The following is a 22,777-nucleotide window of genomic DNA, read 5'->3' as shown; positions in this document are numbered from 1 at the left end:
CGCCAGTGGGCGCGACTTTTCCGCTTGACGCCCCCGGCAGCCCCCCCTAGTAAGCGCCGGTGTTGGGCCCGTAGCTCAGTTGGTAGAGCAACTGACTTTTAATCAGTGGGTCACAGGTTCGAATCCTGTCGGGCTCACCATATTTTCGTTTAATATCAGACAGTTGCGGCTTTAATGCAGTTGCAACTGTCCGATGAAAATGGTCGTCCGACAGCGTCCAATGTCGGACGGTCGCGCGGCGAAATGTGCGCCTGGCAAAAACCGCTGGCGATTTGCGCGGCCCTGTGTCTATCTGACCAGGACGGGCAACCCGGTTCACTCCGGGTCCAGACGACAGCAGGAAAGACCGCCGGGTAGGCCCCCGATAAAAGCCAGGGCAGGTCCGGTGCCGGGCAACCTCTCCGAAAACTCACGCATCATGTCAGTTTTCAGCGGAGCGGCTTATGCCTGCACATACCGTGTCCCGAGAGTGGACAGCCCCCCTTGAGCTTGCCGCAGGGGACATCCTGCAAAATCGCGGCGTGAACAAGATCCTGATATCCCGCAGCGATCCGGCATCCGAGCTGGACGCCTTGTCGCTGGCCCCGGGCGAAGCGTTCCGTCTGCGGTCCGCAATGTCGGTGCGCGCCTCGACCGCTGGCCCGACGATCAGCCGCCTGGTGGTCGTGCGCGGCCTGGCCCTGACGGATTGAGGGGACGATCATGCCTGCATACCTGACCAGCCTTGCCTGGACCGGCCCGATCGCTGTCGCCGCCGGAGACGTTCTTCAAAATAGCGGCACGCGGTCCATCCTCGTCTGTGCCGAGGATGATCCCGATGCCGATGACAGCCTGCTGATCCGACCGCGGTCCTGGTATACCTGCGCGGCCGCGATGACGATCCGCGCCGCAACCCACGGGGTCGGCATCGGCTGCCTGTCCATCGCATCCGGCCTGGGCGAGGATGACGGCGTCGAGCCGGTCGAGCCGACAGCCCCCGGCACTTTCGCGCCGCATCAGTGGACGGTTTCGACGGGCGCCGCGCCTGGCGCCGTCATTATGGACATTTCCGGCCGACCCAGCACCGGCGGCGCGGCTTTGATCGCCCTGGAATATACGGTCCAGGATGGCGAGGATGCGCCGGGCACCGCCCTTGCCGGCCTGGGGACAGGTCAGCGTGTCCTGACCATGCCGGATGAGGACACGGAATATTCCTTTAGGGTCCGTGGGCGGAACAGCGTTGGACCAGGCCCATGGAGCGAACCCAAGGCCGCTGTCAGTGGCGAGGCGGCTGAACTTCCCTCGCTTGAAGCCACCATCACCCCCAACCCTCTGGTGGCGGGCGATGATTTCGAGATCCTGTTCAGCGCCGCCCCCGACAGCGTATCGCCCCTGACCCTGGTGCGGGACGCGAACGATCCGCGCAGATATACCGGCACCGCACCGGCCAGCGGCATCGTCACCATCGGCGCGACAAAGGCGGGTTATACGGCCTACAGCGCGACCTTCGAAGCCAGCCCGGCGCTGCCCGACCTGATCGTCAGCCCTGCCGGCATCTTCGCCATCGCCAACGCGACAGCAGCGTCTGAACCCGAAACCATCAACCTGTCCAGCCCCACGGCGCCTGCGGAGATGATGGGCGAGTGGGAGATCGACTTCGCACCCCTGGCATCAGGCCCGGTCCTGCTGCGCGATCCCTACATCACCGGCACCCCGGCTGTGGGCCAGACGATGACGCTGCACCTGCCGCCGCCGCTGAGCCTGATCGCCGGGTCCGATCCTACTTTCGATTGGTCCTGGCCGGATGGGTCGAAAGGCAAGACCTATGTCATCCGGGCCGAAGACGCAGGTGTGCCTTACGACGTGGAAGTAACCCTGACTGACGGGAACGGCGCGCGCAGCTATACGACCAATGCCGTGTCGGTCCCGGCTGCGGCCGGGTGGTATGCGCCGACCTGGAAGCGCAATGGAGAGGTTGCATCGCGCGGCACGATCACTGGGCCGGATGGCAATGGCGACCTGACCATTGGATCGGACGGCATCGCGGGCGGCAATACACAGGGCAACCCACGCGTCTATTTCGACGTGGTGCCGGGCGACACCTATGAGTTGGAAACTCACATCGAGTGGGGCAATGCGACCCGCGTGATCGGCCGCTTGTCAGACATGACCAGCTACAATACCGCGATACACGTCAATGTTTTCGACGTGACCAAGCCCGCGGGCGACACGACCCTTTCTCGCACCGACACCTTCACCCCCGCCGCTGGTCGGGTGGCGATGTATTATATCTTCACCATGGACGTCAGCGGCACGGCCAAGATCCTTTCCAACACTCGCGTGAGGCAAACAGCATGACCGCATATCTTTACCCCGGCGACCTGGCCGACCATCAGATCACCGCGACCCTGCGCGGCAAGTCTCTGACCATTGAGAAGTATGGGGATGTGCCGGATGTGGTCGAACTGTCTGCGTTCGGCGGACGGGTTAATGAATTCCCTGATCTCGCCTCTGTCTCGCCGGATTATGCACCCCTGTTGGTGCAGCAAGCCGACGGCAGCGCAACCCTTGACCTTAAAACGGTGCATCAGCCTGTCGTGATCCCCGGCACGTTGCAAGACGGCCGTGTCTGCTCCGTATCGGTGTCTCGGATGTCCAGCAAGAACGGCTGGGGCCGGGCCGAGTATTACATGCTGGAAACGGATGATAATGGCGATCTCGTTTTGGAGCCGGGGGACTATCATCGGGAAATCTGGGTTAGTGGCGATCCTTCGGCATGGACGCGCGCCAGTATTGCTGCTGCGCAAACACCCCCCATCGCTGAAGCGTCCGTCACGGGTGCCTGGCTGCTACAGCGGCCGTTCTACGGTAGCACGGAAGCCCAAAAAGTATCCGGTGCCGTTGCGCAGCTTATCATCGAGGCCATGCACGCCGCAGTTGCGAGTGACCGCATTCACCCCTCATGGTGGCTTTATGTGGAGCGGGGCTACGACTACACGGGACTTGATATCAAGATCAATTTGCACGGCGAAAGCCCGCTCCATCCGCGAGTAATCCGGGCGTTCGGAACCGGCTCTGTCCCCAAGGGTATAAAATACGGAAACAGCGGGGCTTATTGGCCCGCCAATCTCGTGTCCATTGGTGTTGATTTGGACATCACCTTAATGCGCACCTTCGAGAATTGGCTTACTGCCGACACTGACTTCATAGGACGGCATCGGGAGTTTTCGGGCGATAAGTCGAGGGGGCTGACACTTTACCGAACCAAAACCTTTGATGGTGCGAGGCAAGTTCCGGTTAATGGCTCGACCTGGACGGCTCATCCGGATCGGTCATCCGGGATTTATTTTTCGGATGTTCTTGGTAGCCTCTTTCTCGACACTTTTTGGGACAAAAACGGATGGGTCCAAGATCAGGTTGTCGATGGCACATGGAATAATGGCCAATACGGACAACCGCCGTCGATCTATAGTCACAACGTCTATACGTCAGAGGGGCAGGTCGATATGTCCTGGCATGGGATGTTGACCATGCGCGGCGCGTCTTTGGGCGGGCAAATGCGCATCGGCGGTTGGCAGATTGACTGCACAGCCATTGACAACATGCTGGGCCTGCAAAACTCAGGTCTGCGGTGGAGTGATGTCGAGGGCAACCTAGCCACGCAGACCGGGTTCTTCCCGATCAATATCCGCACCGTTGCAACTTCAGGTCGCGACGGAAATTACATTACCTCCGCCGGGGCCAAGAAAACGGGACTGGACTTTCTGGGCGTTCAGAGTGTGGACGTTGACTGCTTGGTCTTGCACGTCTCGAACCCGGATGACGCTGCGGAAGTGGCCGCTAAGAACAATCATCAATTCAGCCCGAACAACTCTTATTACGCTTATAAACACGGTCGCGGGTCACTCTGGTCCAATCTTGTTGTCCGTCGCTGGAACGGCGACCTGAACCTCGCAGGTCTTGTCACCAGTTTCATAGATACGATCACGATCCAGCGGTGGGCAGGGCAAAAACTGGGTAAGGCATCGGCTACAATTGCCGAATACGCCACCTACTGCCGAGGTCTTTCGCCTCGCCAGTTGCAGTTGGAAATCAAGGCGGTGAACCGCTACCTGCTTTCTGCCCGCGAACCCAACTTGGAACTGCCGATGGAGGACCGCACAACACCGCAGGTTCTGACGTTCAAGCCCGACTTCCGGGGCGAAGGCTTCCGGTCGGACAACCCGCTTAATTGGTCGAGCAAGGACACCCCGATCAATGGCGACAGCTTGGAGATCGGAGACAACATCGTGAAGTGGGTTAAGGACAGCCGATCCCTGGAGGCGCTGTCTATGGGGGAGCAGGGCATCTTCCAAGCATCGTCGGGCAAGGTCAGTTTCGAGGCGGTGGATGCTGGCTCTCATATCGAAGTGGGGGAATACGGTAAGTTCTACGCTGACAGCTTCGACGGGTTTGCGACGGTGCGCGGGGGGCGCTTTGCTGTTAACGGGCCTTCTGCTGGCGATTTCGAGGCCAGCGGTCAGGGCCAATTGATCCTCGGGCCGGATTGCCGGATCCGTGACGGGGAAACCTTGCGGATTGTGGGAGACATGGGCAAGGTCGGATGGGATGCGATCAGCCCGTCCAGTGTCCTGACGGTGGAGGCTGGAGGCACGCTGGAATTCCATGCGACTGCCTTGATGCGTTTTGACGCCTTCAACCTGACTGCCTGGGATAAGGCTCTGTATGATTTCCTAGGGCAAACCAGTGGCGCATCGGGAAAATTTGATAGCTGGCGGCGCATCGAGCGTAACGGCTTTGTTCGGATTCGCGATCTGATCGGCACACCGATTGTCGGGGAAAAGACCACGGAAGGCGGCTTCTTCAAGCCTGCGAACGGCACCATCTCCGCAATCCTGGGTGCCACTATTGGCAAGATCGAGTCGAGCTGGCGGGGCCGGGCCGGGACTGCTGTATCAGGCGCAAACCATAACATCATCTTGAAGCCCGGTTCTTTCCTTCGCCTGACAGGAAGCCCGCTTACGCCCGGTCCCACGCGCGACCTGACTGGCGTTGGAATTGTTGTCACCGACGAAGGGGCGATCAAAGACACCGGCCTCTCCGTCACAGGCGACAAGTTGGTCCTGGCGGTTTAAGCTGAACGGCGGCGCCTCCGCATCAGTGCGAGGGCGCCCATCCCGAGCGGCAGAAGGGCGACGGTAGCGGGAAGCGGGATGGGGGCTATGATAGAAAACTCTGCCGTTGGATCACGGTAGTATACCTCGCCAAATTCTAGCTTATAATAATCGCCAGCATATCCACCTTCGGTCTGGAAAATAGTGTCTCCGTCTTTCATGATCAGAAACAGATTCCAGATATTATAAAGGTTGAGGCCAGGTTCAGCACCCTTTACGAAAGCCGAGCAGTTAAAGCTTCCGATAAGACAAACCGGCGCCCGACCGCCATTGCCCTCGCTGTCATAGATGGGATTGTGCGGTATTTCCGCTCGTATATGGAGATTGACATAATCTCCGACGGCTAGGTCGGAAAACCGATGCGGAAGCCCAAAGGGATCTGCCGAACTATGGACAGTACCATACTCGGTTCGTGTTTGAGTTTCATACTCGCTGTAGGCCACTGATCCGAAGGTCGTCCCTTCATACCGCAGGCGGTAGTCATATTGTTCGATCGTAGCCGCCTCTGCCGCTGACCCCACCCCGACCATCACGGCAGCCGCCGCGCACAATGCCCTGATACCCAATGCAACCTCCTAAATCGCGAATCATCACCGTCGCGTGACCATCGGATCATCGCAGCGCGCTTGAGTCTCGGGGAAAAGCTTTCGCCTCGATCAACCGCCGCGATAGCGGCGTTGCGATATTTTGTCTGGTGCCATGAGCGGCTTTGTGTATAGCTGACCAGGACGGGCAACCCCTTGCATGAGGGGTCCAGACGACCGCGGGAAAGACCGCCGGGTAGGCCCCCGTCTAAAAGCCAGGGCAGGTCCGGTTGCCGGGCAACCTCTCCGAAAACTCACACATCATGTCAGTTTTTAGGAGCGGGTCACACCTGCCGGGATAGATGCCTGAAATCGAGAAACGTATCACAACCGGGAACATCTGGTCGATCATCGGCACGATCGGCAGCACGTTGGTCATCATTGCCGGTCTGTTCGTCTGGGGCGGGCGGCAAAGCCAGCGTCTGGACACGTTGCAGGCCAACGATGCCGTCATGCAGACGACCCTGGTCACCCACGAAACCCGTATCCGCGCGATCGAGACCAGTTCAGCCCGCCAGGATGAACGGCTGCTGCTGATCCTGGACAGCGTGCGCAAGATCGAAGCCAAGCTGGAAAGGGATCCCAAATGAAGAAGCCCTGGATCGGCGCGGCGCGGCGCCTTTCGAGCGACGCTTTCGCGGTCGCCGCGCAGGAACTGGATCTTGATCCGTCCATCATCACGGCCGTGTTCGAGGTCGAGAGCAGCGGCCAGTCGTTCCGGCCCGACGGATCGCTGGAGCGGCGCTTCGAGCCGCATCATTTTCCCGCAAGGCACTGGCCCCGACTGGGGTTCACGGTCCCGAAAGGCCAGGAGCCGTGGCGCGCATCCCTGAAGCTGAAGGCGGCCGCGCGCGAAGCGATGTTCCTGGCGGCCTTCGAGATCGACCCCGAGGCCGCCCTGGCCGCCACCAGCTGGGGCGGTCTTCAGGTCATGGGCTTCAACGCCGCCGCCGCAGGCTATGCCAGCGCCTGGGATATGGTTGTTGCCCTTGCCAACGATGAATGGGCGCACCTGGGCGCCTTTCTGAACCTGGTGGGTTCCTGGGGCCTTGTGACGGTGCTGCGTGCCCATGATTGGGCGCGCTTTGCGGCACGATACAACGGCAGCGGCCAGGCCAGGGCCTATGCCGCCAAGATCGAAAGCGCCTATCGCCGCCACAGCGGCCGAGCGTCGCCGGTTGTCCTGCGCCTGGGCCGCGCCAACGATCCAGAAGCCGTCGAACAGTTGCAGGCCGCCCTTGGCATTCGCGAGGACCGGGTTTTCGGCCCCGAGACGGACAAGGCCGTCAGGGCGTTCCAGGAACGGGAGGGCCTGGCTGTCGATGGCGTGGTGGGTGCCGAGACCTGGGCGCGTTTGCGCGCCAAGCGTGATGCCGCGCCGCCCGCCCAGGCGGCGCAGTCGGACCGCATCGCCCATATCGGTGCCGTCAGCGGCGCCGTGACGGCTGGCACCGGCGCTGTGGCGGCCTTGGGCGACGCGCTGCCCGATGGCGCGATGACGATCCTGGTGGGTGGCGCGACCGTGGCGGGGCTGATGGCCTTGGCCGCGATCATCTATACCCGCCTGCGCAGCGGCCGGGCTTTGGTCTGATGCTGACCGCGCTGACCGGACGCTGGCTGCTGCCCCTGGGGGCCGTGCTGGCGGCCTGTCTGTGCATCTGGTGGCTGATCGACAGTCGCGCCGATCTTTCGGCCGAGAACGACGCGCTGCGCGCGCGGATCGAGGCACAGGAAAGGATGGATCATGTGGAAGATGATTTGCGCGGCCGCGACAATGACGGCATTCGCGACTGGCTGCACCGTCGCAGCCAGTGATGCGGCGATCTGCGCGGGCACGGCAGGGGATCGCACCGCCCATGCCCGCGCCCTGGTCCAGGACGGCGGGCCGCAGTCGCGCAGGACCGGGGCGCTGCTGATCGCCAAGGTGGATGCAGGCTGCGCCAGCTGATCAGGGCAGCGGGTCATCCGGCGCGGTCATCGTGGCCCTGGCAATCGCCGTCGCCTGCCGTCGGGCATCGGACATGACGTGGTCGGCCGCCCGGATCAGGCCTTGGGCGACATCGAGGGTATCCAGTAGCGCCTCGGCACGGTCGTAAATGGCCTGCAAGCAATCATCACATTTGGACATCTGGTCTGTTCCTCCTTCCAGGAGCATCAGACCAAACCGCAGGCATTTTAGTCTATATGTCTGTAAATACAGAACAACCGGAAGAGTGTTTGTGCGTTCCGGTCGCGACCGGCAAACTGGCGCCTTGCCATGATGTTCCTGTTGTGTTCTTTCTGGCCCGTTCAGGAACCGAGGGATCGCCATGGCCTATCGAATACATACTCCCGACTTCCCTGAGGATTTCGCGCTGTACATCATCTGGGCAGAGCGGCCCGGCAGGCGTCAAACCACCGTCGCGGCCGGATGCCTGGCTGCGATGGACGCGGCCTGGTCTGCAATTCAGGACAGATATCCCGACGAAGAACTGCGCCTTCAGCAGGGGGCGCTTGTGATGCAGCGCCGTGCGCCGATCAGGTAGGGTCGCATCAGGCGGTCTTCTTCGGCCTGACCGGGCGCTTGATCGCTTCGACCGCGCGGCTGGCGGTGTCGAGTTGGCTGGGCATGTAGGTGTCGGCCAGCTGCGGGTTGGTCGCGGCGCTGTTGCCCAGCACGTCGGCCGCGTCGTCCTTGGTCGCGCCGCCCGACCGGGACAGGATCCCGAAGGTGCGCCGCAGGTCGCGAAATTGCAGTGTGGCGAGGCCCTGCAACCGACCGAACCTGTCCGCCTGGACCGCAGCGTCGCGCACCTTGCGCCAGCGGCGGACGAACAAGTCGTCGTCGTAGTCCGCGCCGGTTTCCTCGTCGCGCAGCAGGCGGCGGTGTGGATCGGTGGAGCCGTCGATCAGGGCATCGACGCGGCCCTGAACTTCGTCATGGAGCCACATGGCGCCGGTGTTGCCGCGCTTGGACCGCGTGACCGTCCACTGGATGCGCTGCACCAGCTGGCCGCCGCGGTGAACCAGGTGGTCAGAGAAGTCACCGACCCGCGCCATGAACACGTCGGTCTGGCGCTGCCCTTGCAGCAGCGACAGCAGGATCGCGGTGCCGATCGAGGGCAGGCCGATGCGATCGGCCGTGGCGACCAGCAGATCGACCTCGGCCCAGCTGGCCGACCGCTTGCGCGGCGTCGGCGTCTTCATTTTCAGGCGGTGGCACGGGTTGGTGCCCTCGGGCCGCCAGCCGATCATTTCGGCATAGGACATCAGCAGCGACATGGCGCGCAGCTGCGCGATGGCCATGGATGGTCCCTTGCTGTCCAGCAGTGTTTCATACCAGGCGCGCATCACGGGCTTCGTGAATTCGCGGGTCTGGTGGCTACCCCATTTACCGATGATCAGGCGGAAATGGCCTTCGTAGCTTTTGCGCGTCTTCGGCGCCAATTCGGTGTAGAGGCGGGATTTGCGATAGGCTTCGATTAGCGCCTCGATCGAGCGGCCACCGGCCGAGGGAAGCGGCCGGGGCTTGCCCGACTTCTGCGCGGCCGCCAGTTCGCGGTTCAGCCGTTCCGCCTCTCGCCGCGACCAGGTCAGGCGGCGTTCGTCCAGCTCCACGCCGGTAAAGCCCAGCTTGCGCGCGGCTGCGGACGGTTCCCACCAGATGCGGACGGTGCCGTCGGCGCGGGGCCGTTCGCGCAGGCCCTGGGGTGCGTCAGGAATGAGGCGGGCGGGGCGTTTCATCGCTGTCCTGTTCGGGCTGGCGTTTGCGGTCTTCGGCCGTGTCGTAGACATCGACCGTCATCATTTCCCAGATGGCAGCGCGCAGGCGCCGCCAAGCGCGGACCAGTAGGGACATCACGCCCTCCGGGCTTCGGCCAGCAGGATCACCTGCCGGGATCTTATCAGGGCGGGATCGATCCGTTCCTCGACATCGCGGGGCAGGCCCTGCATGTCGATCCAGGCATCGACCTGGTCGGCGCGCCACAGCATCGGGTGGCGCGTGTGCGGCATCGGCTGGGGAAAGCCGTGCTGGTCTTCCAGCAGCTGGCGCTTGGCGCGGAAGGTTTCCGTGCTGATCGAAAGGCGCTGGGCGATGTCCCCGGATCGGATGAAGGTCGCGGTCATGCCGACCCCCCGGCTTGCAGCCGTGCGCGCAGGGTCAGTTCCGCCCGCGCCAGGGCAAGCTGTTCGGCCTTCATCGCGGCGACGAAGGCTTCGGGATCTTCGATGCCGCCGGTCAGGTGCTGGCCGATCGCGCAGCACATCCGTCCGGCCGCAGCCTTGTCCAGACCGGACAGCCTGTCGGCCGTGCCCTGCATCATGGCGGACAGGACGGTCGAGATCGACGGATGCTGTCCGGCGGGCATGGATGTCGCCAGCACCTCGGTCATGACGGTAATCATCAGGTCGATGACCGTCCCGACATGGTCAGCCTGATCGTCGCCGATCGGAGAATGCTCGATCGTGATTTCGCGGATGCGGGTCATTCCCAGTCCCCCTGGATGGCAGCGCGGACCAGGTCGCCCAGGGCGATCAGCATCAGGAATTCGCCGATGAAGGTGAAGAAGGCCATGGGGTATCCCTGTGGCTTGGCCGGTCGCGCCGCCCTGCGACGGGCTTGGTGGCGGGGGCGGGCGAGCAGTGCCCGCGGGCGGCCCCCGGGCAGTCAGTTCGGCAATGCTGGGCGGATCGGCGCAGGCAGCTGGTGTTCGACCTGGTCAACGCAGAGGGCGACGCTGGTCGCGCAGAGGCGCAGAATGTCGTGGCGCGGCATCTGGACCGGCGCCGGGGTCTGATCCGCCGGGTCGGCGTTGGACAGATGCTGCGCATAGCGCATCATCCGCGCGCCTTCCTGGCGGATCATCTGACAGGCGGCTTGGAAACCAGCCCGTTCGGCTGCTGTCATCAGCTGGACGGGAAACGGGGTAACGAACATGAAACGCTCCTAACTCGCAGGGTGGTCCCTGTTAGTTAGGAGTTAGAACGCCTCACTGTCAACTCACAATGTGAGAATTATTTCTGGTGGGCTTTGAACGGCCAGCGGTGTTTGAGCCATTGCTCAATTCCCTCACGGCCTGCCACTAACGCAGTCTGCACGATGACGACCATGCCGGCGGCAATGTCCGGCCCCATCCAGTCAGTAAGCCATCCCCAGATCGGCCAGAATATAGCCCCAGGCAAAACAAAGATTGCCAGGATAATTGCCCAAAATTCAGCGGTGCTAAGTTCAGAGAAGAACAGCCTTTTTTGCGATCTTTTTCGGGTCATGTGGCCCTCCAACTCGCAATCACCCGGCCCACGATGACGACATTGGCGCCATCCACCACGTGCACCCGCCGTTCGCCCGGTTGGGCTGATGCCGTGATCAGGACAGGCGGCTCGTAGCGGCGCATGATGGTCGTCGCTGACCCTCGCGAATTCTCGTAAACCTGCGCAAGAACCACATCGCCAGCAGCAGCAGAAGCGGCTGCATGCCCATCGACCAGAATGAAATCACCGGGAAGATAGCCTTCGGCGATCATGGCCCCCGTGGAAACACGCCAGATGTCTATGCCCGGCCGATTGTCGACGACTTCCTTTGCGGCCGCGGCGAGCTGATCCGCCATGTTCATCGATCTGGACCGGTTGCTGCCCACCTCGCTGAAACCCTGCCAAGGGTGGACATCGCCTTCGGCAAAACCAGGCACCAGCATGTCTATGGTCTGATCGTCCGCAACCCCAGCACGGCGCAGGACCTCGTCGATGGGAACCTTCAGAACCGAAGCAAAGGCCTTGGCCCAGGCAAGGCTCATCTTCTGGCGGCCGGTGTAGATGTGGGAGACGGCAGTTCGATCGCGGCCCATCCGGCGCGCAATGTCCTCGGTAGTCACCCCGACCTTGCGCTGCTGCGCCTTGAACCATTTGTCGTCGATCATGGGCCGCAAGTAAGGTTTTCTAACCTCACATACGAGTTAGTTTTGCTCACTTAATGATGGACTGCCTCACAATGATCGGTTAATTGTGAGGCATGACCGAGCAAATAGCCCTTGAAGAGACTGCCTGTCAGCACCTCCCGCCATTGGAGGTCGCGGAAAAGTTGTTGGGTGGTCTTGCCGCAGTGTCTCGCATCGCGGGCCGCAGTGAAAAGGTCGGCTACCAGTGGCGGCACAAGAATTACACACGCCAGCCCGGTGATCTGCCGAGCGCCGACGTGATGCGAAAGCTGCTGGCCTATTCGGACCGGCACGGGCGCGGCCTGAAACCCGAACACCTGATCTGGGGCGCCCCTGCGGCCGAGATCGAGGCGCTGCTGGAACAGATGCGAGCGCGACCCGCCCCCGGCATCGAGGCGGCCGAATGATGGCGCCCTTATCCCGCTTTGGTGATTTTGCGGTCCTCGCGCGCCTTCACGGCCCGCGCGATCCGCGCCGGCAGCTCGTATGTATAGACGAGATAGAGCCGAACGAAGTCGCGGCCGTTGGCCACGTCTTCCATGTCGGGGTCATCCTCGTCATGGGCGCCGTCGTTCCCGAGGAAGCGGACCTGATTGGCCATATCGATGATGGCGTCGGGAAGGGTGCCCTCGAGAGCCTTGATCCTGTCGGCGAGATTGCCCTTGAGGTCCGGATGTTCCTTGCGGAGCGACCGCTCCATCACGCGGCGATAGGCCATGGCCGCGGTTCCCGCATGACCATTGTCGAAGCTATGTTCCGCTTCGATCCATGGTCCGCGAACATTCTCCGGCATTGCTTCGATAATCGTTGGCGCCGGCATTTCGGGTGCGGTGCCAACGAGGGTGAAAAAATTTCGAAAGGTCTGCAGTTCCACATTCGCCGGTTGGAGACCCAACCTTTCCGAGTCCAAGAAGTACGCAACCGTTCCGCCCTGACAGTCTCGACACTGCAGATACAGGTTCCAGATCTGGCCTTCAGGCTGCGGCACAGCCTGAGAAACAGCCAGCACGCTATGGGTCATGTTCTTGGCCCTGCAAGTCTTGTGAACGCAATCGAGGGTAATGAAATCCATGGATATCGCCGCTCGTTCCAATCGGTATCAGCACGTTGTCAACAATGCCTTGGCTGCAAGTTCAGATCCAGTCGAAAGGTCGCGGCACCTGACCGGCGTGCTTCTTTCCCTGGAAGGCGACGAACTCCTGGCCTTCGCCTATGTGCTGCTTCGCGAAGTGTCTCTGACACCTCCGCGCTGAACCTTCCTCGAGTTCGGTCCTACCCGATCGGCAGCCTGCAGGCTGCCGAGTGAATACGCCTGCGCGGGCCACGACATCTGCGCAAGCCTGCTGCCCCTGCCTCGGGGCCACCTGACCGGCGGCGGTTCCCCCCCCCTCGACCCACCGTCGCCGGTCTTTTTCCATCAACCCGGAGACGGCCCATGAACACCCCGATCCGCCTTACCCCCGCAGACCATGTGCTGATCCATGGCTGCGGGACGCTGCTTGTCGATCATTTCGTGACCGAGGAGCGGGAACGCGACAACGCCATGATCCAGACGATCCTGCGCCGCGTCCTGGACGACACCAACCAGGACAACCTGGCGCTGGCGCATTTCCATCGGATCGCGCCCGAGCTGGTCGAGGCCAGCGAACGGCATCTGCACATCCTGCGGTCCCGCCACGCCCCGCTTATCCGCGATTACCACCGCGCCAAGATGGCCGCCGCCTGGGACATGATCCGCGAGAGGTATCCCCATGCGTGAGCCGGTCGTTTCGCTGTCCGACATCGAGCGCGTGGCGGCCATCGCCCCCGATATGCCCGCGCACCAGGTCGCGGAGATGATGCGCTGGATCACCGAGCTGCAAACCGGCTGGCCCAATGAGGTGCCGATCCAACTTTCCGAGCCGAAAGTTGGAAGTTCTCAGAAGCCTGAAACTTGCGTTGGGTCGGTCCCGGCCCCGACCGAGGTCCACACGCTCGACATGGGCGATGGACGCGTCCTGGTCAGCCCCGGCCCGATCCCCCAGCCCATCATGCCGCATCCCGCGTCGCCGCCGGAAGCCGCGCCCGTCCCGGAACCTGCTCCTGCGGCCGTGGAAACACCGGCCGCACCCCCCCCTGCCGTCCCGGATCGCGCCGGGCTGCCCTGGGAGGATTATGAGGTGCAGATCGCGCTGGACATGCACCACAAAGGCGAAACGGGATCGGCCATCGCCCGCCGTCTGAACCGGCCGGTCCCGGCGGTCTATACCGCGCTGCGGAAATTCAGGACCGGCTGGCGCCCGAAGGCGCTGCCCCCTGCGCCGCCCGTCGAACCGCCCATCACCGTGATCCCGACGGTCACGCCGGTCCCTCTGCCCTCGCAGGCATTGACCGGCGCGCAGCGCGAGCTGATGACCCGGATCATCCAGCTGCCCGACGATTTCACGCCGGCGGACGATCTGTATCTGGCCGAGCAGATCATCGCCCGCACCGGGCTGGAACTGATCGCCGACCAGCTGGGCTGCGACCGGCAGGCGGTCCTGGCCCGTTGGGCCGCGCTGCTGGGTATGGATCCGGCCGATCTGCGCCGCGGGGTGCCGCTGCAAGTGCAGACCGACCTGATGCTGGTGCTGCGCCAGCTGGCAGGGGAGGCCGCGGCATGATCCCCGCCGCCACCGTTCCGGGCGTCGGCCTGGCGCCCTGCACCCCCGCTGCGCCCTGCTGGATCGCGGGCACCGGCTTTCGCGCGGTGGTCGACAACGCCGAGGCCTGCGCCATCGACGATGCGCCCCTGGCGGGCAAGGTGCCGCCCGGATCGATGCTGACGGCGCTGCCGGTCGATCCGCTGGCGGTGCTGCCCGCCGCTGTCCTGGGCGCGGCCTCGACCCCCAGTCCGGCCATTGCCGGTGTCCTGGGCCTGCCGCCGCTGATCGGCGGCGATGGCCCGTGCTGCATCATCCGCGAGCCTGCCGAGCCGATGCCGCCACTGGCCCCGGTGCCGGTCATGGCGGGCGGCGCGACGCTGCTGATCGCCGCGCTGGCGCTGCTGGCCCTGCTGCGGGGGCGGCGATGACCCGCCAGACCTACAGCCTGGACGAAATCAAGGGCCTGCTGCTGGCCCAGCGTCATGCCGTCGCGCGGCATTATGCGCCCGCCGCGCCCGGCAGCTATACCGATGGCGGGCAATACTGGACGCTGAACCCCGGCCGCGCCGACAACAGCGTGGGCAGTTTCGTTGTCACGCTGGAGGGGGCCAAGGCGGGCCGGTGGAACGACTATGCCACCGGGGACCACGGCGACCTGATCGACCTGATCGCACTGTCGCTGGGCTGCACCCTGTCCGAGGCGGTGCGCGAGGCGCGGTCCTGGCTGGGCCTGGCCCATGACAGCCCCGAGGATGCCGCCCGCCGCAAGGCCGCCGCAGAACGCGCGCTGCGCCTGGCGGCCGAGGCCAGGGCCAAGGATGCCGAGGCCAAGGAGCGGCGGCGCAGGGGCGCCCTGGCGCTGTGGCTGTCGGGCGAAGAAAAGATCCGGGGCACGCCGGTCGAATTCTACCTGCGCGACACCCGCTGCATCGACCTGGCGCGGCTGGGCCGCCAGCCAGGCGCGCTGCGCTATCACCCCGCCGTCCGATACCGGCACCTGGACCGCAAGACGGGCGAGGTCTGGGACGGCGAGTATCCGGCCATGCTGGCGATCGTCAATGACGGCCAGGGCCGCGCCGTCGCCTGCCACCGGACCTGGCTGGCGCCGGATGGCCGGGGCGGCTGGGACAAGGCCCCGGTGCCCAAGCCCAAGAAGGTGCTGGGCGATTATGCGGGCGGGTCGATCCACCTGTGGCGCGGCATCGGCCCGCGCGGCGGGGCGGGCAAGCCGCTGTCCGACGCGCCGGACGGCAGCGCTGTCTGGATCAGCGAGGGCATCGAGGACGCGCTGTCAGCCGCCATCCTGCTGCCCGAGGCGCGGGTGATCGCCGCCATCAGCCTGACCAACTTCGGGGGCGTCGCGCTGCCCCCGGCGATCGCCGAGGTGACGCTGATCGCCGACAACGACCCCAAGCCCGAGCAGCAGGCGGCACTGGCCCAGGCGGTCGCCGCCCACAGCCGCGCCGGGCGCACGGTGCGGGTCTGGCAAAACCACGAGGGCGGCAAGGATCTGAACGACGCGCTGCGCGCGCGCATACTGCGAGAAAGGGACAATCATGCTGTTGCGTGAGGCAAACCGGCTGCGGGCCGGTGTATCGATGTTTGCCGACCGGCTGCCCTGCCTGATCTGGGGCGGCCTGGGACTGTGGATCGTCGCGTTCTGGGTCCTGGCCGGCATCGGCGCCGCGACCGTGCTGGGGTGGGTGCTGGGATGATCGATTTTTGCAAGCTGTATTGCATCGATGGCATTGGACAGGTTCTCGCATCGATCGAGGACAATGATAAGGGACAGGCCTCCCTGCGCTTTCGCATTCCCGATCATGACGGCATCGGGTTTTCGATGTCGCTTTGCCTTGGATCGGAAGACGAGGATGAAAACGAAGCCTTTGCGCACCGCTGCCTTGGTGAACTGAACGAAGAGACTGCGCTGAAGGCCATCCGTCCGCTGCTCGATGCCAAACGGCGGTTAATGTCATGACCGAGTGGCGGACCATCCCCATGCGGGACATAAACTGGGCCGCGCTGAAGCCGTCCTTCGGCCACTGCGTCTATCGCCTGCGCAAGTTGTCGGAACCCAACAGCCTGCCCTACCGCCCCTATTGCAGCGGGTGCTGGGCCGACATGACGCTGGGCCAGGTGGCCGATCTGGGCCGCGCCGAACTGCTGCGCCACGACGGCATGGGCGAAGGCACGATCGCGATCCTGGAGCAGGTCATGGAGCTGGCCGCAGCCGGTCATTCGCTGACGCGGCCCCGGCCGGTGCGGGCGGACTGACCATGGCAGACCCGATCCACGACCTGGGCCAGCAGCTGGCCCACGCCCCCGTCGCCGCCGAGGCCCATGCGGCCCCTGAAACCGCCGCCCAGCCGCCGCAGGACGGCCCCCCGCCCCCGGATGCGGGCGATCCCGGCCCCCAGCCCGGCGAAATCTGGCCCGACTGTCCGGTGCGGGCGCTGGGGGTCAATGGCGATCTATATTTCTACCTGGACCGCCTGGGCCAGATGCGGATCGTCAAAAAACACGAGGGGCAGACGATGATGTCGCTGTTCCAGGACCGCATCGAGCTGCTGTGCCGTCATTACCCGGCCTATGCCAGGGGGGATGGCCAAACGATCATCCAGGGCAAATTTAATCAGATGCAGGCCAGCACGGCGATGATGACCGCCTGTGCCGAAAGGGGTCTGTTCAACCCCGACGGCACGGTGCGCGGCGTCGGAGCCTGGAAGGATGACGACGGCCGCCTGATCTATCACTGCGGCAAGGTGCTGCTCACGGCCGAGGGCGAGCGTCCGCCCGACGACATCGACGGCAAGATTTACCCGGCCTATCCGCCGATCCCGGCCCCCGCGCCCCCGGACAGCAAGGGCGATCCCGCGCCGGACATCATCGCCATGCTGTCCACCTGGTCCTGGCAGCGCCCCGACAGCGATCCGATGCTGTCGCTGGGCATGATCTGCGTTCTGATCCTGTGCGGCGCCCTGGACTGGCGCCCGGCATACTGGCTGACCGGCGACAAGGCGTCCGGCAAATCGACGTTTCAGGATTTCATCGCCTGGCTGCTGGGCGGCGACAAGGGCATGGTCAAGTCCACCGACGCCACCAAGAGCGGCATCACCAGCCGCCTGGGCCATTCGTCGCTGCCCGTGCTGCTGGACGAGCTGGAGCCGGGCGACGAGGGGTCAAGCAAAGAGCGCGACATCATCCTGCTGGCCCGCGTCGCGTCGTCGGGCGGGCAGTGGGTGCGCGGTTCGGCCGACCAGAAGGGCGCGTCGGGCAACGTGTATTCGGCGTTCCTGTTCAGCTCGATCCTGATCCCCGGCAGCATGGGGCCCCAGGATCGGTCCAGGCTGATCATCCTGAACCTGGACACGCTGCCGGCCGACGCGCCCAAGCCCGCGATGGACGCGCGCACCTGGCGCGCGCGAGGCGCCCGGCTGAAGCGGATCCTGATCGACCGATGGCCGACCTGGGAAGAACGGCTGTCCCTGTGGCGCGTGGCGCTGGCAGAAGCCGGTCTGGGCGGGCGGAACGGCGATAACTACGCCACCACCTTGGCCATGGCCGACATGGCCCTGTCCGAGGCGCTGCCCACACCCGACACGCTGCAAGGCTGGGCCGCCAAGATCGCCAAGGCCGCCAGGCGCGACACGGACGAGATCGGTTCGGACGCCGAGGACATGATCCAGCACCTGCTGGGCCAGCCCTATGACGTGTATCGGCGCGGCGAGATGTTCACGGTCGCCCACTGGATCATGGCGGCCGCCGCGCTGCCCTCGGCGCCCAGGGAGCTGATCAGGACGGGCGACAGCGGCCTGACCGAGATCGACGACCAGGAGCGGCGCGACGCCGCCAAACGGGCCAACGAAAAGCTCGCCAAGGCCGGTTTGCGGGTCAAGGGCGCCGGCGACACGGCCGAGCTGTTCATCGCCAACAAGCCGTTGCCCGGCCTGTGTAAGCTGTTCGAACACAGCCGATGGGCGAACGGCGTATGGTCGCAGTCATCCAGACGTGTGCCGGAGGCCCACCCGGTCGAACAGCCCCTGACCCTGGCAGGCCAGCGCGTGCGCGGCGTCTACATCCCGCTGCGCTCGATCGGCGGGCTTCTGGCCTTCCCGATGGATCGCGCGCCGGTTGTTCATGCCCCGATGGGCGACATGCCCTCAACCCCCAAGGATTTCGAGGACTACATCTGACATGCGCCCCCCACCCGTTTTCAGGCCCTTGAAATCCCGCCGTTCTTTCCCGTGGCCCGCACCCCGCAGATATGCCATAATTCGCCAGACGGTCCTGCGCGATACAACCCTTCCGCGCATGGGTCAGGGGTCCGAAGGCCACAACGGCACAACGGTCCGACCACCCTGCCGTTGTGCCCACCGTTGTGGGTTTTCTTCAAGCGAAATCAAAGGGTTGACCGTTGCCCACAACGGCACAACGGTGTTTTCCCCCGCGCGCGATTTATGCGCGCGCGCGCGCACACACACATGTGAGGGATATGAAAATATACCGTTGTGCCGTTGTGACTTAGATAAAATCCTTTCTGACCAATGGATTAACCCACAACGGCACCCACAACGGAAGGATTTTTACCGTTGTGCCCCCCTGAATTATGCAGCGTCGTCAATGGCTTGGCCCACAACGGCACTGAAAAATAAGGGGTTTTTGCTGTGACCAAGCCGAATGACCAATTCGAGGCCCTGGCCCGCGATGCCGCCGAGCGGATCGAGGCCAGCCGCGCGATGCAGCAGCAGCTGACCCTGCTGCCCGACGAACAGGCCGACCAGGGCGGCGAGGTGCGGCGCGGCCGTGGCGCGGGCCGCGCCATGTCGCAGATGCGCGAATGGCTGGCCTCGCGCGGGCTGCGGCTGCCCGAGGAAGTCCTGGCCGAGATGGCAGGCCTCCAGCACCGCGACGAGGTGATCCTGGCGACCATGGCCGATGCCGAGCGGATCGTTGCCTGGGCCGAAAGCGGCGCGGGCAGCGTCAAGGGCGCGCCAGCCGTCCAGACGCTGACGCAGCGCGTCAACGTGTTCATGCAGCTGTTGGCGATGCGCCTGCGCGCGGCGGACGCCCTGATGCCCTATGGCGCGCCCAAGGCCACGCCTGACGCCGCGCCGGTCAATGTGACCCAGATCGTCGTTGCAGGCGGCCAGCAGGCGGCCCAGCGGCCCGCCCAGGTGATCGACCAGGCGCGCGACGTGACGCCTGATGCGCGTCGGATCGGCCCGCCGCCGATGCCCCATCAAATCCAGCAATATCAAACACTTGGCGATCAGCCATCCGAAGCGCCCCGCACGGATCGTCGGACGGACGATGGAGACCTTTGAAATGATTGGAAAAAATCGCCACCCGCAATTGATTGAAAATCAACTGCCGACCGCCTCGACCCCCCGGGGGGTGGTCGCGCGCGCAGTCCTTCCGCCCCTGGCTGTGAGGCCATCCCCCATTTCGGGGCCAATCGGAAAAAATTCGAACCCAGGATGCCAGCAGGCGGGGTCGGGGGGGCGTGCCCATGTCTGAACCCAGGGCGACCGAAAACGGGGTCGGGGGGGCGGATCACCTGGATCCCGATCAGCTGGCCGCGATGACCGCAGCCGAGGCGATTTCCTTGCTATCGCCCCCGGTCACGGGTGGCAAGTTAGAACTTCACACGCCTGCCTTCCCCGGCCCGATCGCCGAGGCGGCCTATTGGGACGACAGCGCCGTGGTCGGCGTCCAGGGGCCGGTGGGCAGCGGCAAGACCACCACCATCCTGAAATCGCGCACCAGGCGCGCCATGTCGATTCCGCGTTCGGTGATCGACGGGATGCGGCATTACAAGCTGCTGGTGGTGCGCGAAACCTATCGCCAGCTGTGGTCGACCACGATCCCCGACTTCCTGAAGGTCTATCCCAAGCACCTGGGCGACTGGTCCGGCGGCAAGGGCGGGCCGGTCAGCTTCGTGATGCGGTTCAACGACGGCACCCACGTCCCGCCGCCGCCCGGACACCAGGGCACCTGGTCCGACGACATCGTCATGACGGTCGAGTTCATGGCCTTCGGCGACGACATCGAAGGATCCATGCGCGGTCTGCAAACGACCGACATCTGGCTGCACGAGATGGACACCAACCCGATCGAGGTGATCCTGAACGGCATCACCCGGATCAACCGTCATCCGGGGATGGAGCATTTCGCGGGCTATCCCAAGGAACTGCTGGATTTCGGGCAGATCGTCGGGGACTTCAACGCGCCCGAGCCGGATAACTGGCTGGCCGAGCTGATCCTGAAGCCCGAGAAGATGGACGAGATCGTCAAGACGATGAACGCCGATCTTCCGGCGGGCGCGCGGCCGATCCTGTTCCGGTTCCACTTCCAGCCCGGCTATGGCGAAGACGGGGCCGAGAACCTGCAAAACCTGTCGCCGGGGTATTATTCCAAGCAGATCGCCCTGCTGCGCGCCCTGGGGCGCGGCGACAAGGTGGACCGCCTGGTCTTCAACAAGATCGTCCATGCCCGCGCCGGTGAACCCGTCTTCCAACGGGAATTCCGCCGCCGCCTGCATGTCGCCGACGAAACCCTGAAACCCTGGCCGGGGGTGCCGCTGCGCATCGGCCTGGACCAGGGCTTCAAGGGCGCGGCCGTCATCGGCCAGGTGGTGGTCGAAGGCACGGGCCTGCATCGCCGGATCATGTGGCAAATCCTGGGCGAGCTGCATTTCCCAAAGGAACGGCTGATGGCGCAGGTGTTCGGCACCCGCCTGGCCGAGGCGCTGGAAACCCGCTGGCCGGGCGCGCGCATCGAGGGCGGGTGGGCGGACATGGCGGGCGAACACGGATCCTCGCAGGCCGCGGACGAAAACGACACCTGGAACCTGCTGGTCGGACGCGCCTGCGGGTTCCGCGTCCGCCCCCAGCGGATCGGCACCAACCGCATCCAGCCCCGCCTGGAGGCCGTGCGCGCCGCGCTGGAGGCCCCGATCCATGCCGGGCGCGTGGGCCTGCTGATCGACCCGTCCTGCGCCTTCCTGATCGCGGGGTTCGAAGCCCGCTATGTCTGGACGGACGAGGTCAACGCCCAGGGCGACAAGCGCAAGGTGCCTGACAAATCGCTGACCGAGGCGAACGTCATGGACGCCCTGCAATACCTGCTGCTGTCGGAACACAAGGCCGACGGCACCAGCGTCGGAAGCTTCCCCGGACAACCCACCGGCCTGATCGGCCACAACGGCGGCCCGCCCCTGTCCGGGGGCGATGGCGGGCTGCGCACCGGGTTCGACGTGCTGAACCCCTATGGAGGACGATGACCATGGATAGCCTGAAACTCGGGGACGCCGCCGCAGCTGCGGTTTCGAAAACCGATAACCGCGTCACGCTGGACAGCATGATCGCGAAGGTCGAGGCAACGGAATACCTCTGGCCTGACGTGATGCCGCACATGACGATCTGCGTCATCAGGCTGAAGAACGGCTTTTCGCTCGTCGGGAAGTCGGCCCCGGCCGACCCGGAGAACTTCGACCTCGATCTGGGTCAGAAGTTCGCGTTCGAAGATGCCGTTCGGCAGATGTGGCCGCTGGAGGGCTACGCCCTGCGTGAGCGCATGGCCGGGGAGGCCTGACCCATGACCACGAAAACCGAACTGGACGCCGCCAAACTGCGCAGCCTCGCGGCCGAGATCGAGGAAAAGCACAAGGGCCAGTTCCTGGACCTGCGCGCCCGGTTGGAGCGGGAAGAGGGCATGAAGCTGACCCCGATCCGCAACGGCGCGGGCGGCAGCACCTGTCGCATGGCCGGGATCACCGCCACCAGCACCAGCGGCGCCCACGGTGCCGTCACCAACTGGGCCAACGCCGCCCGCCGCAAGGTTCTGGCGCTGGATGCTGAACTGCCGCTGGAGGCTTCGGCCGAATGATCAGCCTTCGCCCCTTCGACGATTTCGCGGCCATGGAGGTGATCCGTCACCTGGACCCGTTCGACCAGCTGGAGGCCGAGGCCACGCGCGGGGCCAGATCCTCGCACCTGGCGATTTGGGCCGACTGGCGCGCGATGCAGGGGGCGACGGTGAAAAGCTGGGTCGTCAACACCGGGGCGGGCACGCCGTTCGCCCTGGTCGCCCTTGGCCATACCGGCCAGGGGGGCGTGGCCCAGGCGGCGATGCTGGCCCGCGATCATCGCCGCTTCCGGCGCGAGCTGGTGGCGGTGGCCGTGGCGATCCGCACCAACATGCCGGGGCTGTGCGACGATCTGGGCATCCACCGGATCGAGGCCCGCGCCTGGGCGGGCCACCCGCGCGCCAGCACCTTCCTACGGCTGGTGGGCTTTCAGCATGAAACCGACATGCCGGGCTTTGGCCCGGACGGAACCGAAACCTTCCGCCAGTTCGCCTATGTGGCGGGGGCGGTCCCTGATCTGGAGATCGAATGATGCCCTTGGATTACACGGTCGAATGCCGTTGCGGGTGGACTGGAACACGCCGAACTTTGGCCAACGTCAATACCGAAGACGTGTGCTGCCCGAAGTGCAGAC

At 64.5% G+C, this 22,777-nt stretch carries 33 protein-coding genes and 1 tRNA gene; 24 read left to right on the top strand and 10 right to left on the bottom strand.

Annotated features, from left to right (window positions below; genetic code table 11):
* Positions 1–64: 64 nt before the first annotated feature.
* The 4 genes from PARHAE_RS05630 to PARHAE_RS05615 all read left to right on the top strand — a co-directional run bounded on the left by PARHAE_RS05630 (position 65) and on the right by PARHAE_RS05615 (position 5,114).
* Positions 65–140, top strand: a tRNA-Lys gene (locus PARHAE_RS05630).
* Between the two features lie 381 nt (positions 141–521).
* Positions 522–692 carry a hypothetical protein gene (locus tag PARHAE_RS05625; protein WP_164555164.1) on the top strand — a complete coding sequence of 57 codons (171 nt, stop codon included), beginning with the start codon at positions 522–524 and terminating at the stop codon, positions 690–692.
* 10 nt (positions 693–702) lie between these two features.
* Complete coding sequence (locus tag PARHAE_RS05620; RefSeq protein ID WP_126153625.1) at positions 703–2,337, top strand: fibronectin type III domain-containing protein; 1,635 nt, start codon at positions 703–705, stop codon at positions 2,335–2,337.
* Positions 2,334–5,114 (top strand): hypothetical protein, encoded by a 2,781-nt coding sequence (locus tag PARHAE_RS05615; RefSeq protein ID WP_126153624.1) that lies wholly within the window; start codon positions 2,334–2,336, stop codon positions 5,112–5,114. The genes PARHAE_RS05620 and PARHAE_RS05615 overlap by 4 nt, the downstream gene beginning before the upstream one ends.
* Here PARHAE_RS05615 and PARHAE_RS05610 read toward each other — a convergent pair.
* Entirely contained in the window at positions 5,111–5,719 is a 609-nt protein-coding gene (locus PARHAE_RS05610) for a hypothetical protein (protein ID WP_126153623.1), read from the bottom strand. The genes PARHAE_RS05615 and PARHAE_RS05610 overlap by 4 nt on opposite strands.
* 320 nt (positions 5,720–6,039) lie before the next feature.
* Here PARHAE_RS05610 and PARHAE_RS05605 point away from each other — a divergent pair, with 320 nt between their 5' ends.
* The 4 genes from PARHAE_RS05605 to PARHAE_RS21015 are packed head-to-tail and all read left to right on the top strand — an operon-like array spanning position 6,040 to position 7,685.
* The gene (locus PARHAE_RS05605) at positions 6,040–6,327 is read left to right on the top strand and encodes a hypothetical protein (RefSeq protein WP_126153622.1); all 288 of its coding nucleotides are present in this window, start codon (positions 6,040–6,042) and stop codon (positions 6,325–6,327) included.
* Positions 6,324–7,328, top strand: coding sequence for an N-acetylmuramidase domain-containing protein (locus PARHAE_RS05600; protein WP_126153621.1), 1,005 nt, complete (start codon positions 6,324–6,326; stop codon positions 7,326–7,328). The genes PARHAE_RS05605 and PARHAE_RS05600 overlap by 4 nt, the downstream gene beginning before the upstream one ends.
* Positions 7,328–7,552: a hypothetical protein gene (locus PARHAE_RS05595; RefSeq protein ID WP_126153620.1), complete on the top strand. Its 225-nt coding sequence runs from the start codon at positions 7,328–7,330 to the stop codon at positions 7,550–7,552. Before PARHAE_RS05600 ends, PARHAE_RS05595 begins: the two co-directional genes overlap by 1 nt.
* A complete protein-coding gene (locus PARHAE_RS21015) occupies positions 7,512–7,685 on the top strand; it encodes a hypothetical protein (protein WP_164555163.1) in 174 nt (57 codons plus the stop codon). Before PARHAE_RS05595 ends, PARHAE_RS21015 begins: the two co-directional genes overlap by 41 nt.
* Here the strand turns inward: PARHAE_RS21015 and PARHAE_RS05590 are convergent, their stop codons facing one another.
* Positions 7,686–7,865: a hypothetical protein gene (locus tag PARHAE_RS05590; protein WP_126153619.1), complete on the bottom strand. Its 180-nt coding sequence runs from the start codon at positions 7,863–7,865 to the stop codon at positions 7,686–7,688.
* 181 nt (positions 7,866–8,046) lie between these two features.
* Between PARHAE_RS05590 and PARHAE_RS05585 the strand changes: the two genes are divergently transcribed.
* Positions 8,047–8,262: a hypothetical protein gene (locus tag PARHAE_RS05585; protein WP_126153618.1), complete on the top strand. Its 216-nt coding sequence runs from the start codon at positions 8,047–8,049 to the stop codon at positions 8,260–8,262.
* Between the two features lie 7 nt (positions 8,263–8,269).
* Here the strand turns inward: PARHAE_RS05585 and PARHAE_RS05580 are convergent, their stop codons facing one another.
* The 7 genes from PARHAE_RS05580 to PARHAE_RS05555 all read right to left on the bottom strand — a co-directional run bounded on the left by PARHAE_RS05580 (position 8,270) and on the right by PARHAE_RS05555 (position 11,634).
* On the bottom strand, positions 8,270–9,460 hold the full coding sequence (locus tag PARHAE_RS05580; protein ID WP_126153617.1) for a site-specific integrase: 1,191 nt from the start codon (positions 9,458–9,460) through the stop codon (positions 8,270–8,272).
* Positions 9,432–9,575, bottom strand: coding sequence for a hypothetical protein (locus tag PARHAE_RS21010; RefSeq protein ID WP_164555162.1), 144 nt, complete (start codon positions 9,573–9,575; stop codon positions 9,432–9,434). Before PARHAE_RS21010 ends, PARHAE_RS05580 begins: the two co-directional genes overlap by 29 nt.
* Entirely contained in the window at positions 9,575–9,844 is a 270-nt protein-coding gene (locus PARHAE_RS05575; RefSeq protein ID WP_126153616.1) for a hypothetical protein, read from the bottom strand. Before PARHAE_RS05575 ends, PARHAE_RS21010 begins: the two co-directional genes overlap by 1 nt.
* A complete protein-coding gene (locus PARHAE_RS05570) occupies positions 9,841–10,206 on the bottom strand; it encodes a hypothetical protein (protein WP_126153615.1) in 366 nt (121 codons plus the stop codon). The genes PARHAE_RS05575 and PARHAE_RS05570 overlap by 4 nt, the downstream gene beginning before the upstream one ends.
* Before the next feature lie 179 nt (positions 10,207–10,385).
* On the bottom strand, positions 10,386–10,655 hold the full coding sequence (locus PARHAE_RS05565; RefSeq protein WP_126153614.1) for a hypothetical protein: 270 nt from the start codon (positions 10,653–10,655) through the stop codon (positions 10,386–10,388).
* 77 nt (positions 10,656–10,732) lie between these two features.
* Complete coding sequence (locus PARHAE_RS05560) at positions 10,733–10,987, bottom strand: hypothetical protein (RefSeq protein ID WP_126153613.1); 255 nt, start codon at positions 10,985–10,987, stop codon at positions 10,733–10,735.
* Positions 10,984–11,634, bottom strand: coding sequence for a helix-turn-helix domain-containing protein (locus PARHAE_RS05555; protein WP_126153612.1), 651 nt, complete (start codon positions 11,632–11,634; stop codon positions 10,984–10,986). Before PARHAE_RS05555 ends, PARHAE_RS05560 begins: the two co-directional genes overlap by 4 nt.
* A 182-nt stretch (positions 11,635–11,816) precedes the next feature.
* Between PARHAE_RS05555 and PARHAE_RS05550 the strand changes: the two genes are divergently transcribed.
* Positions 11,817–12,059, top strand: a complete 243-nt coding sequence (locus tag PARHAE_RS05550) for a hypothetical protein (RefSeq protein ID WP_206436876.1) — start codon at positions 11,817–11,819, stop codon at positions 12,057–12,059.
* Positions 12,060–12,067: 8 nt separating this feature from the next.
* Here PARHAE_RS05550 and PARHAE_RS05545 read toward each other — a convergent pair whose 3' ends face one another.
* A complete protein-coding gene (locus PARHAE_RS05545; protein WP_126153610.1) occupies positions 12,068–12,724 on the bottom strand; it encodes a DUF4145 domain-containing protein in 657 nt (218 codons plus the stop codon).
* On the opposite strand from PARHAE_RS05545, the gene PARHAE_RS05540 reads away from it, so the two are divergent.
* The 14 genes from PARHAE_RS05540 to PARHAE_RS05480 all read left to right on the top strand — a co-directional run bounded on the left by PARHAE_RS05540 (position 12,723) and on the right by PARHAE_RS05480 (position 22,675).
* Positions 12,723–12,905 (top strand): hypothetical protein, encoded by a 183-nt coding sequence (locus tag PARHAE_RS05540; protein ID WP_126153609.1) that lies wholly within the window; start codon positions 12,723–12,725, stop codon positions 12,903–12,905. The two genes, PARHAE_RS05545 and PARHAE_RS05540, sit on opposite strands and share 2 nt — an antisense overlap.
* A gap of 182 nt (positions 12,906–13,087) precedes the next feature.
* Positions 13,088–13,411, top strand: a complete 324-nt coding sequence (locus PARHAE_RS05535; RefSeq protein WP_126153608.1) for a hypothetical protein — start codon at positions 13,088–13,090, stop codon at positions 13,409–13,411.
* Positions 13,404–14,294: a hypothetical protein gene (locus PARHAE_RS05530; RefSeq protein WP_126153607.1), complete on the top strand. Its 891-nt coding sequence runs from the start codon at positions 13,404–13,406 to the stop codon at positions 14,292–14,294. The genes PARHAE_RS05535 and PARHAE_RS05530 overlap by 8 nt, the downstream gene beginning before the upstream one ends.
* Complete coding sequence (locus PARHAE_RS05525) at positions 14,291–14,704, top strand: hypothetical protein (RefSeq protein ID WP_126153606.1); 414 nt, start codon at positions 14,291–14,293, stop codon at positions 14,702–14,704. The genes PARHAE_RS05530 and PARHAE_RS05525 overlap by 4 nt, the downstream gene beginning before the upstream one ends.
* Complete coding sequence (locus tag PARHAE_RS05520) at positions 14,701–15,846, top strand: DUF7146 domain-containing protein (protein ID WP_126153605.1); 1,146 nt, start codon at positions 14,701–14,703, stop codon at positions 15,844–15,846. Before PARHAE_RS05525 ends, PARHAE_RS05520 begins: the two co-directional genes overlap by 4 nt.
* Positions 15,833–15,991, top strand: a complete 159-nt coding sequence (locus tag PARHAE_RS21005; RefSeq protein ID WP_164555158.1) for a hypothetical protein — start codon at positions 15,833–15,835, stop codon at positions 15,989–15,991. Before PARHAE_RS05520 ends, PARHAE_RS21005 begins: the two co-directional genes overlap by 14 nt.
* Complete coding sequence (locus tag PARHAE_RS05515) at positions 15,988–16,254, top strand: hypothetical protein (RefSeq protein WP_126153604.1); 267 nt, start codon at positions 15,988–15,990, stop codon at positions 16,252–16,254. The genes PARHAE_RS21005 and PARHAE_RS05515 overlap by 4 nt, the downstream gene beginning before the upstream one ends.
* 20 nt (positions 16,255–16,274) lie before the next feature.
* On the top strand, positions 16,275–16,550 hold the full coding sequence (locus tag PARHAE_RS05510; protein ID WP_126153603.1) for a hypothetical protein: 276 nt from the start codon (positions 16,275–16,277) through the stop codon (positions 16,548–16,550).
* Between the two features lie 2 nt (positions 16,551–16,552).
* Positions 16,553–18,469 (top strand): hypothetical protein, encoded by a 1,917-nt coding sequence (locus PARHAE_RS05505; protein WP_126153602.1) that lies wholly within the window; start codon positions 16,553–16,555, stop codon positions 18,467–18,469.
* Positions 18,470–18,940: 471 nt separating this feature from the next.
* Positions 18,941–19,600 carry a hypothetical protein gene (locus PARHAE_RS05500; RefSeq protein WP_126153601.1) on the top strand — a complete coding sequence of 220 codons (660 nt, stop codon included), beginning with the start codon at positions 18,941–18,943 and terminating at the stop codon, positions 19,598–19,600.
* 185 nt (positions 19,601–19,785) lie between these two features.
* Positions 19,786–21,558, top strand: coding sequence for a hypothetical protein (locus PARHAE_RS05495; RefSeq protein WP_126153600.1), 1,773 nt, complete (start codon positions 19,786–19,788; stop codon positions 21,556–21,558).
* A gap of 2 nt (positions 21,559–21,560) precedes the next feature.
* A complete protein-coding gene (locus PARHAE_RS05490; protein ID WP_126153599.1) occupies positions 21,561–21,869 on the top strand; it encodes a Gp49 family protein in 309 nt (102 codons plus the stop codon).
* A gap of 3 nt (positions 21,870–21,872) precedes the next feature.
* Positions 21,873–22,163 carry a hypothetical protein gene (locus PARHAE_RS05485; protein WP_126153598.1) on the top strand — a complete coding sequence of 97 codons (291 nt, stop codon included), beginning with the start codon at positions 21,873–21,875 and terminating at the stop codon, positions 22,161–22,163.
* Positions 22,160–22,675, top strand: a complete 516-nt coding sequence (locus PARHAE_RS05480) for a hypothetical protein (RefSeq protein ID WP_126153597.1) — start codon at positions 22,160–22,162, stop codon at positions 22,673–22,675. Before PARHAE_RS05485 ends, PARHAE_RS05480 begins: the two co-directional genes overlap by 4 nt.
* The last annotated feature ends 102 nt before the right edge of the window (positions 22,676–22,777 follow it).

This window comes from Paracoccus haematequi, assembly GCF_900631945.1.
Taxonomy (GTDB): Bacteria; Pseudomonadota; Alphaproteobacteria; order Rhodobacterales; family Rhodobacteraceae; genus Paracoccus; species Paracoccus haematequi_A.
This window is presented reverse-complemented; position numbering and strand designations above follow the sequence as displayed.

Excerpts from the sequence above, each read along its gene's own strand:
- PARHAE_RS05495 (WP_126153600.1), top strand. The coding sequence starts at position 19,786 with ATGTCTGAACCCAGGGCGACCGAAAACGGGGTCGGGGGGGCGGATCAC.
- PARHAE_RS21015 (WP_164555163.1), top strand. The coding sequence starts at position 7,512 with ATGACGGCATTCGCGACTGGCTGCACCGTCGCAGCCAGTGATGCGGCG.
- PARHAE_RS05545 (WP_126153610.1), bottom strand. The coding sequence starts at position 12,724 with ATGGATTTCATTACCCTCGATTGCGTTCACAAGACTTGCAGGGCCAAG.
- PARHAE_RS05515 (WP_126153604.1), top strand. The coding sequence starts at position 15,988 with ATGATCGATTTTTGCAAGCTGTATTGCATCGATGGCATTGGACAGGTT.
- PARHAE_RS05505 (WP_126153602.1), top strand. The coding sequence starts at position 16,553 with ATGGCAGACCCGATCCACGACCTGGGCCAGCAGCTGGCCCACGCCCCC.
- PARHAE_RS05540 (WP_126153609.1), top strand. The coding sequence starts at position 12,723 with ATGGATATCGCCGCTCGTTCCAATCGGTATCAGCACGTTGTCAACAAT.
- PARHAE_RS05535 (WP_126153608.1), top strand. The coding sequence starts at position 13,088 with ATGAACACCCCGATCCGCCTTACCCCCGCAGACCATGTGCTGATCCAT.
- PARHAE_RS05580 (WP_126153617.1), bottom strand. The coding sequence starts at position 9,460 with ATGAAACGCCCCGCCCGCCTCATTCCTGACGCACCCCAGGGCCTGCGC.
- PARHAE_RS05525 (WP_126153606.1), top strand. The coding sequence starts at position 14,291 with ATGATCCCCGCCGCCACCGTTCCGGGCGTCGGCCTGGCGCCCTGCACC.
- PARHAE_RS05520 (WP_126153605.1), top strand. The coding sequence starts at position 14,701 with ATGACCCGCCAGACCTACAGCCTGGACGAAATCAAGGGCCTGCTGCTG.
- PARHAE_RS05510 (WP_126153603.1), top strand. The coding sequence starts at position 16,275 with ATGCGGGACATAAACTGGGCCGCGCTGAAGCCGTCCTTCGGCCACTGC.
- PARHAE_RS05615 (WP_126153624.1), top strand. The coding sequence starts at position 2,334 with ATGACCGCATATCTTTACCCCGGCGACCTGGCCGACCATCAGATCACC.
- PARHAE_RS21010 (WP_164555162.1), bottom strand. The coding sequence starts at position 9,575 with ATGTCCCTACTGGTCCGCGCTTGGCGGCGCCTGCGCGCTGCCATCTGG.
- PARHAE_RS05570 (WP_126153615.1), bottom strand. The coding sequence starts at position 10,206 with ATGACCCGCATCCGCGAAATCACGATCGAGCATTCTCCGATCGGCGAC.
- PARHAE_RS05585 (WP_126153618.1), top strand. The coding sequence starts at position 8,047 with ATGGCCTATCGAATACATACTCCCGACTTCCCTGAGGATTTCGCGCTG.
- PARHAE_RS05530 (WP_126153607.1), top strand. The coding sequence starts at position 13,404 with ATGCGTGAGCCGGTCGTTTCGCTGTCCGACATCGAGCGCGTGGCGGCC.
- PARHAE_RS05560 (WP_126153613.1), bottom strand. The coding sequence starts at position 10,987 with ATGACCCGAAAAAGATCGCAAAAAAGGCTGTTCTTCTCTGAACTTAGC.
- PARHAE_RS05565 (WP_126153614.1), bottom strand. The coding sequence starts at position 10,655 with ATGTTCGTTACCCCGTTTCCCGTCCAGCTGATGACAGCAGCCGAACGG.
- PARHAE_RS05555 (WP_126153612.1), bottom strand. The coding sequence starts at position 11,634 with ATGATCGACGACAAATGGTTCAAGGCGCAGCAGCGCAAGGTCGGGGTG.
- PARHAE_RS21005 (WP_164555158.1), top strand. The coding sequence starts at position 15,833 with ATGCTGTTGCGTGAGGCAAACCGGCTGCGGGCCGGTGTATCGATGTTT.
- PARHAE_RS05605 (WP_126153622.1), top strand. The coding sequence starts at position 6,040 with ATGCCTGAAATCGAGAAACGTATCACAACCGGGAACATCTGGTCGATC.
- PARHAE_RS05575 (WP_126153616.1), bottom strand. The coding sequence starts at position 9,844 with ATGACCGCGACCTTCATCCGATCCGGGGACATCGCCCAGCGCCTTTCG.
- PARHAE_RS05485 (WP_126153598.1), top strand. The coding sequence starts at position 21,873 with ATGACCACGAAAACCGAACTGGACGCCGCCAAACTGCGCAGCCTCGCG.
- PARHAE_RS05590 (WP_126153619.1), bottom strand. The coding sequence starts at position 7,865 with ATGTCCAAATGTGATGATTGCTTGCAGGCCATTTACGACCGTGCCGAG.
- PARHAE_RS05595 (WP_126153620.1), top strand. The coding sequence starts at position 7,328 with ATGCTGACCGCGCTGACCGGACGCTGGCTGCTGCCCCTGGGGGCCGTG.
- PARHAE_RS05620 (WP_126153625.1), top strand. The coding sequence starts at position 703 with ATGCCTGCATACCTGACCAGCCTTGCCTGGACCGGCCCGATCGCTGTC.
- PARHAE_RS05600 (WP_126153621.1), top strand. The coding sequence starts at position 6,324 with ATGAAGAAGCCCTGGATCGGCGCGGCGCGGCGCCTTTCGAGCGACGCT.
- PARHAE_RS05490 (WP_126153599.1), top strand. The coding sequence starts at position 21,561 with ATGGATAGCCTGAAACTCGGGGACGCCGCCGCAGCTGCGGTTTCGAAA.
- PARHAE_RS05480 (WP_126153597.1), top strand. The coding sequence starts at position 22,160 with ATGATCAGCCTTCGCCCCTTCGACGATTTCGCGGCCATGGAGGTGATC.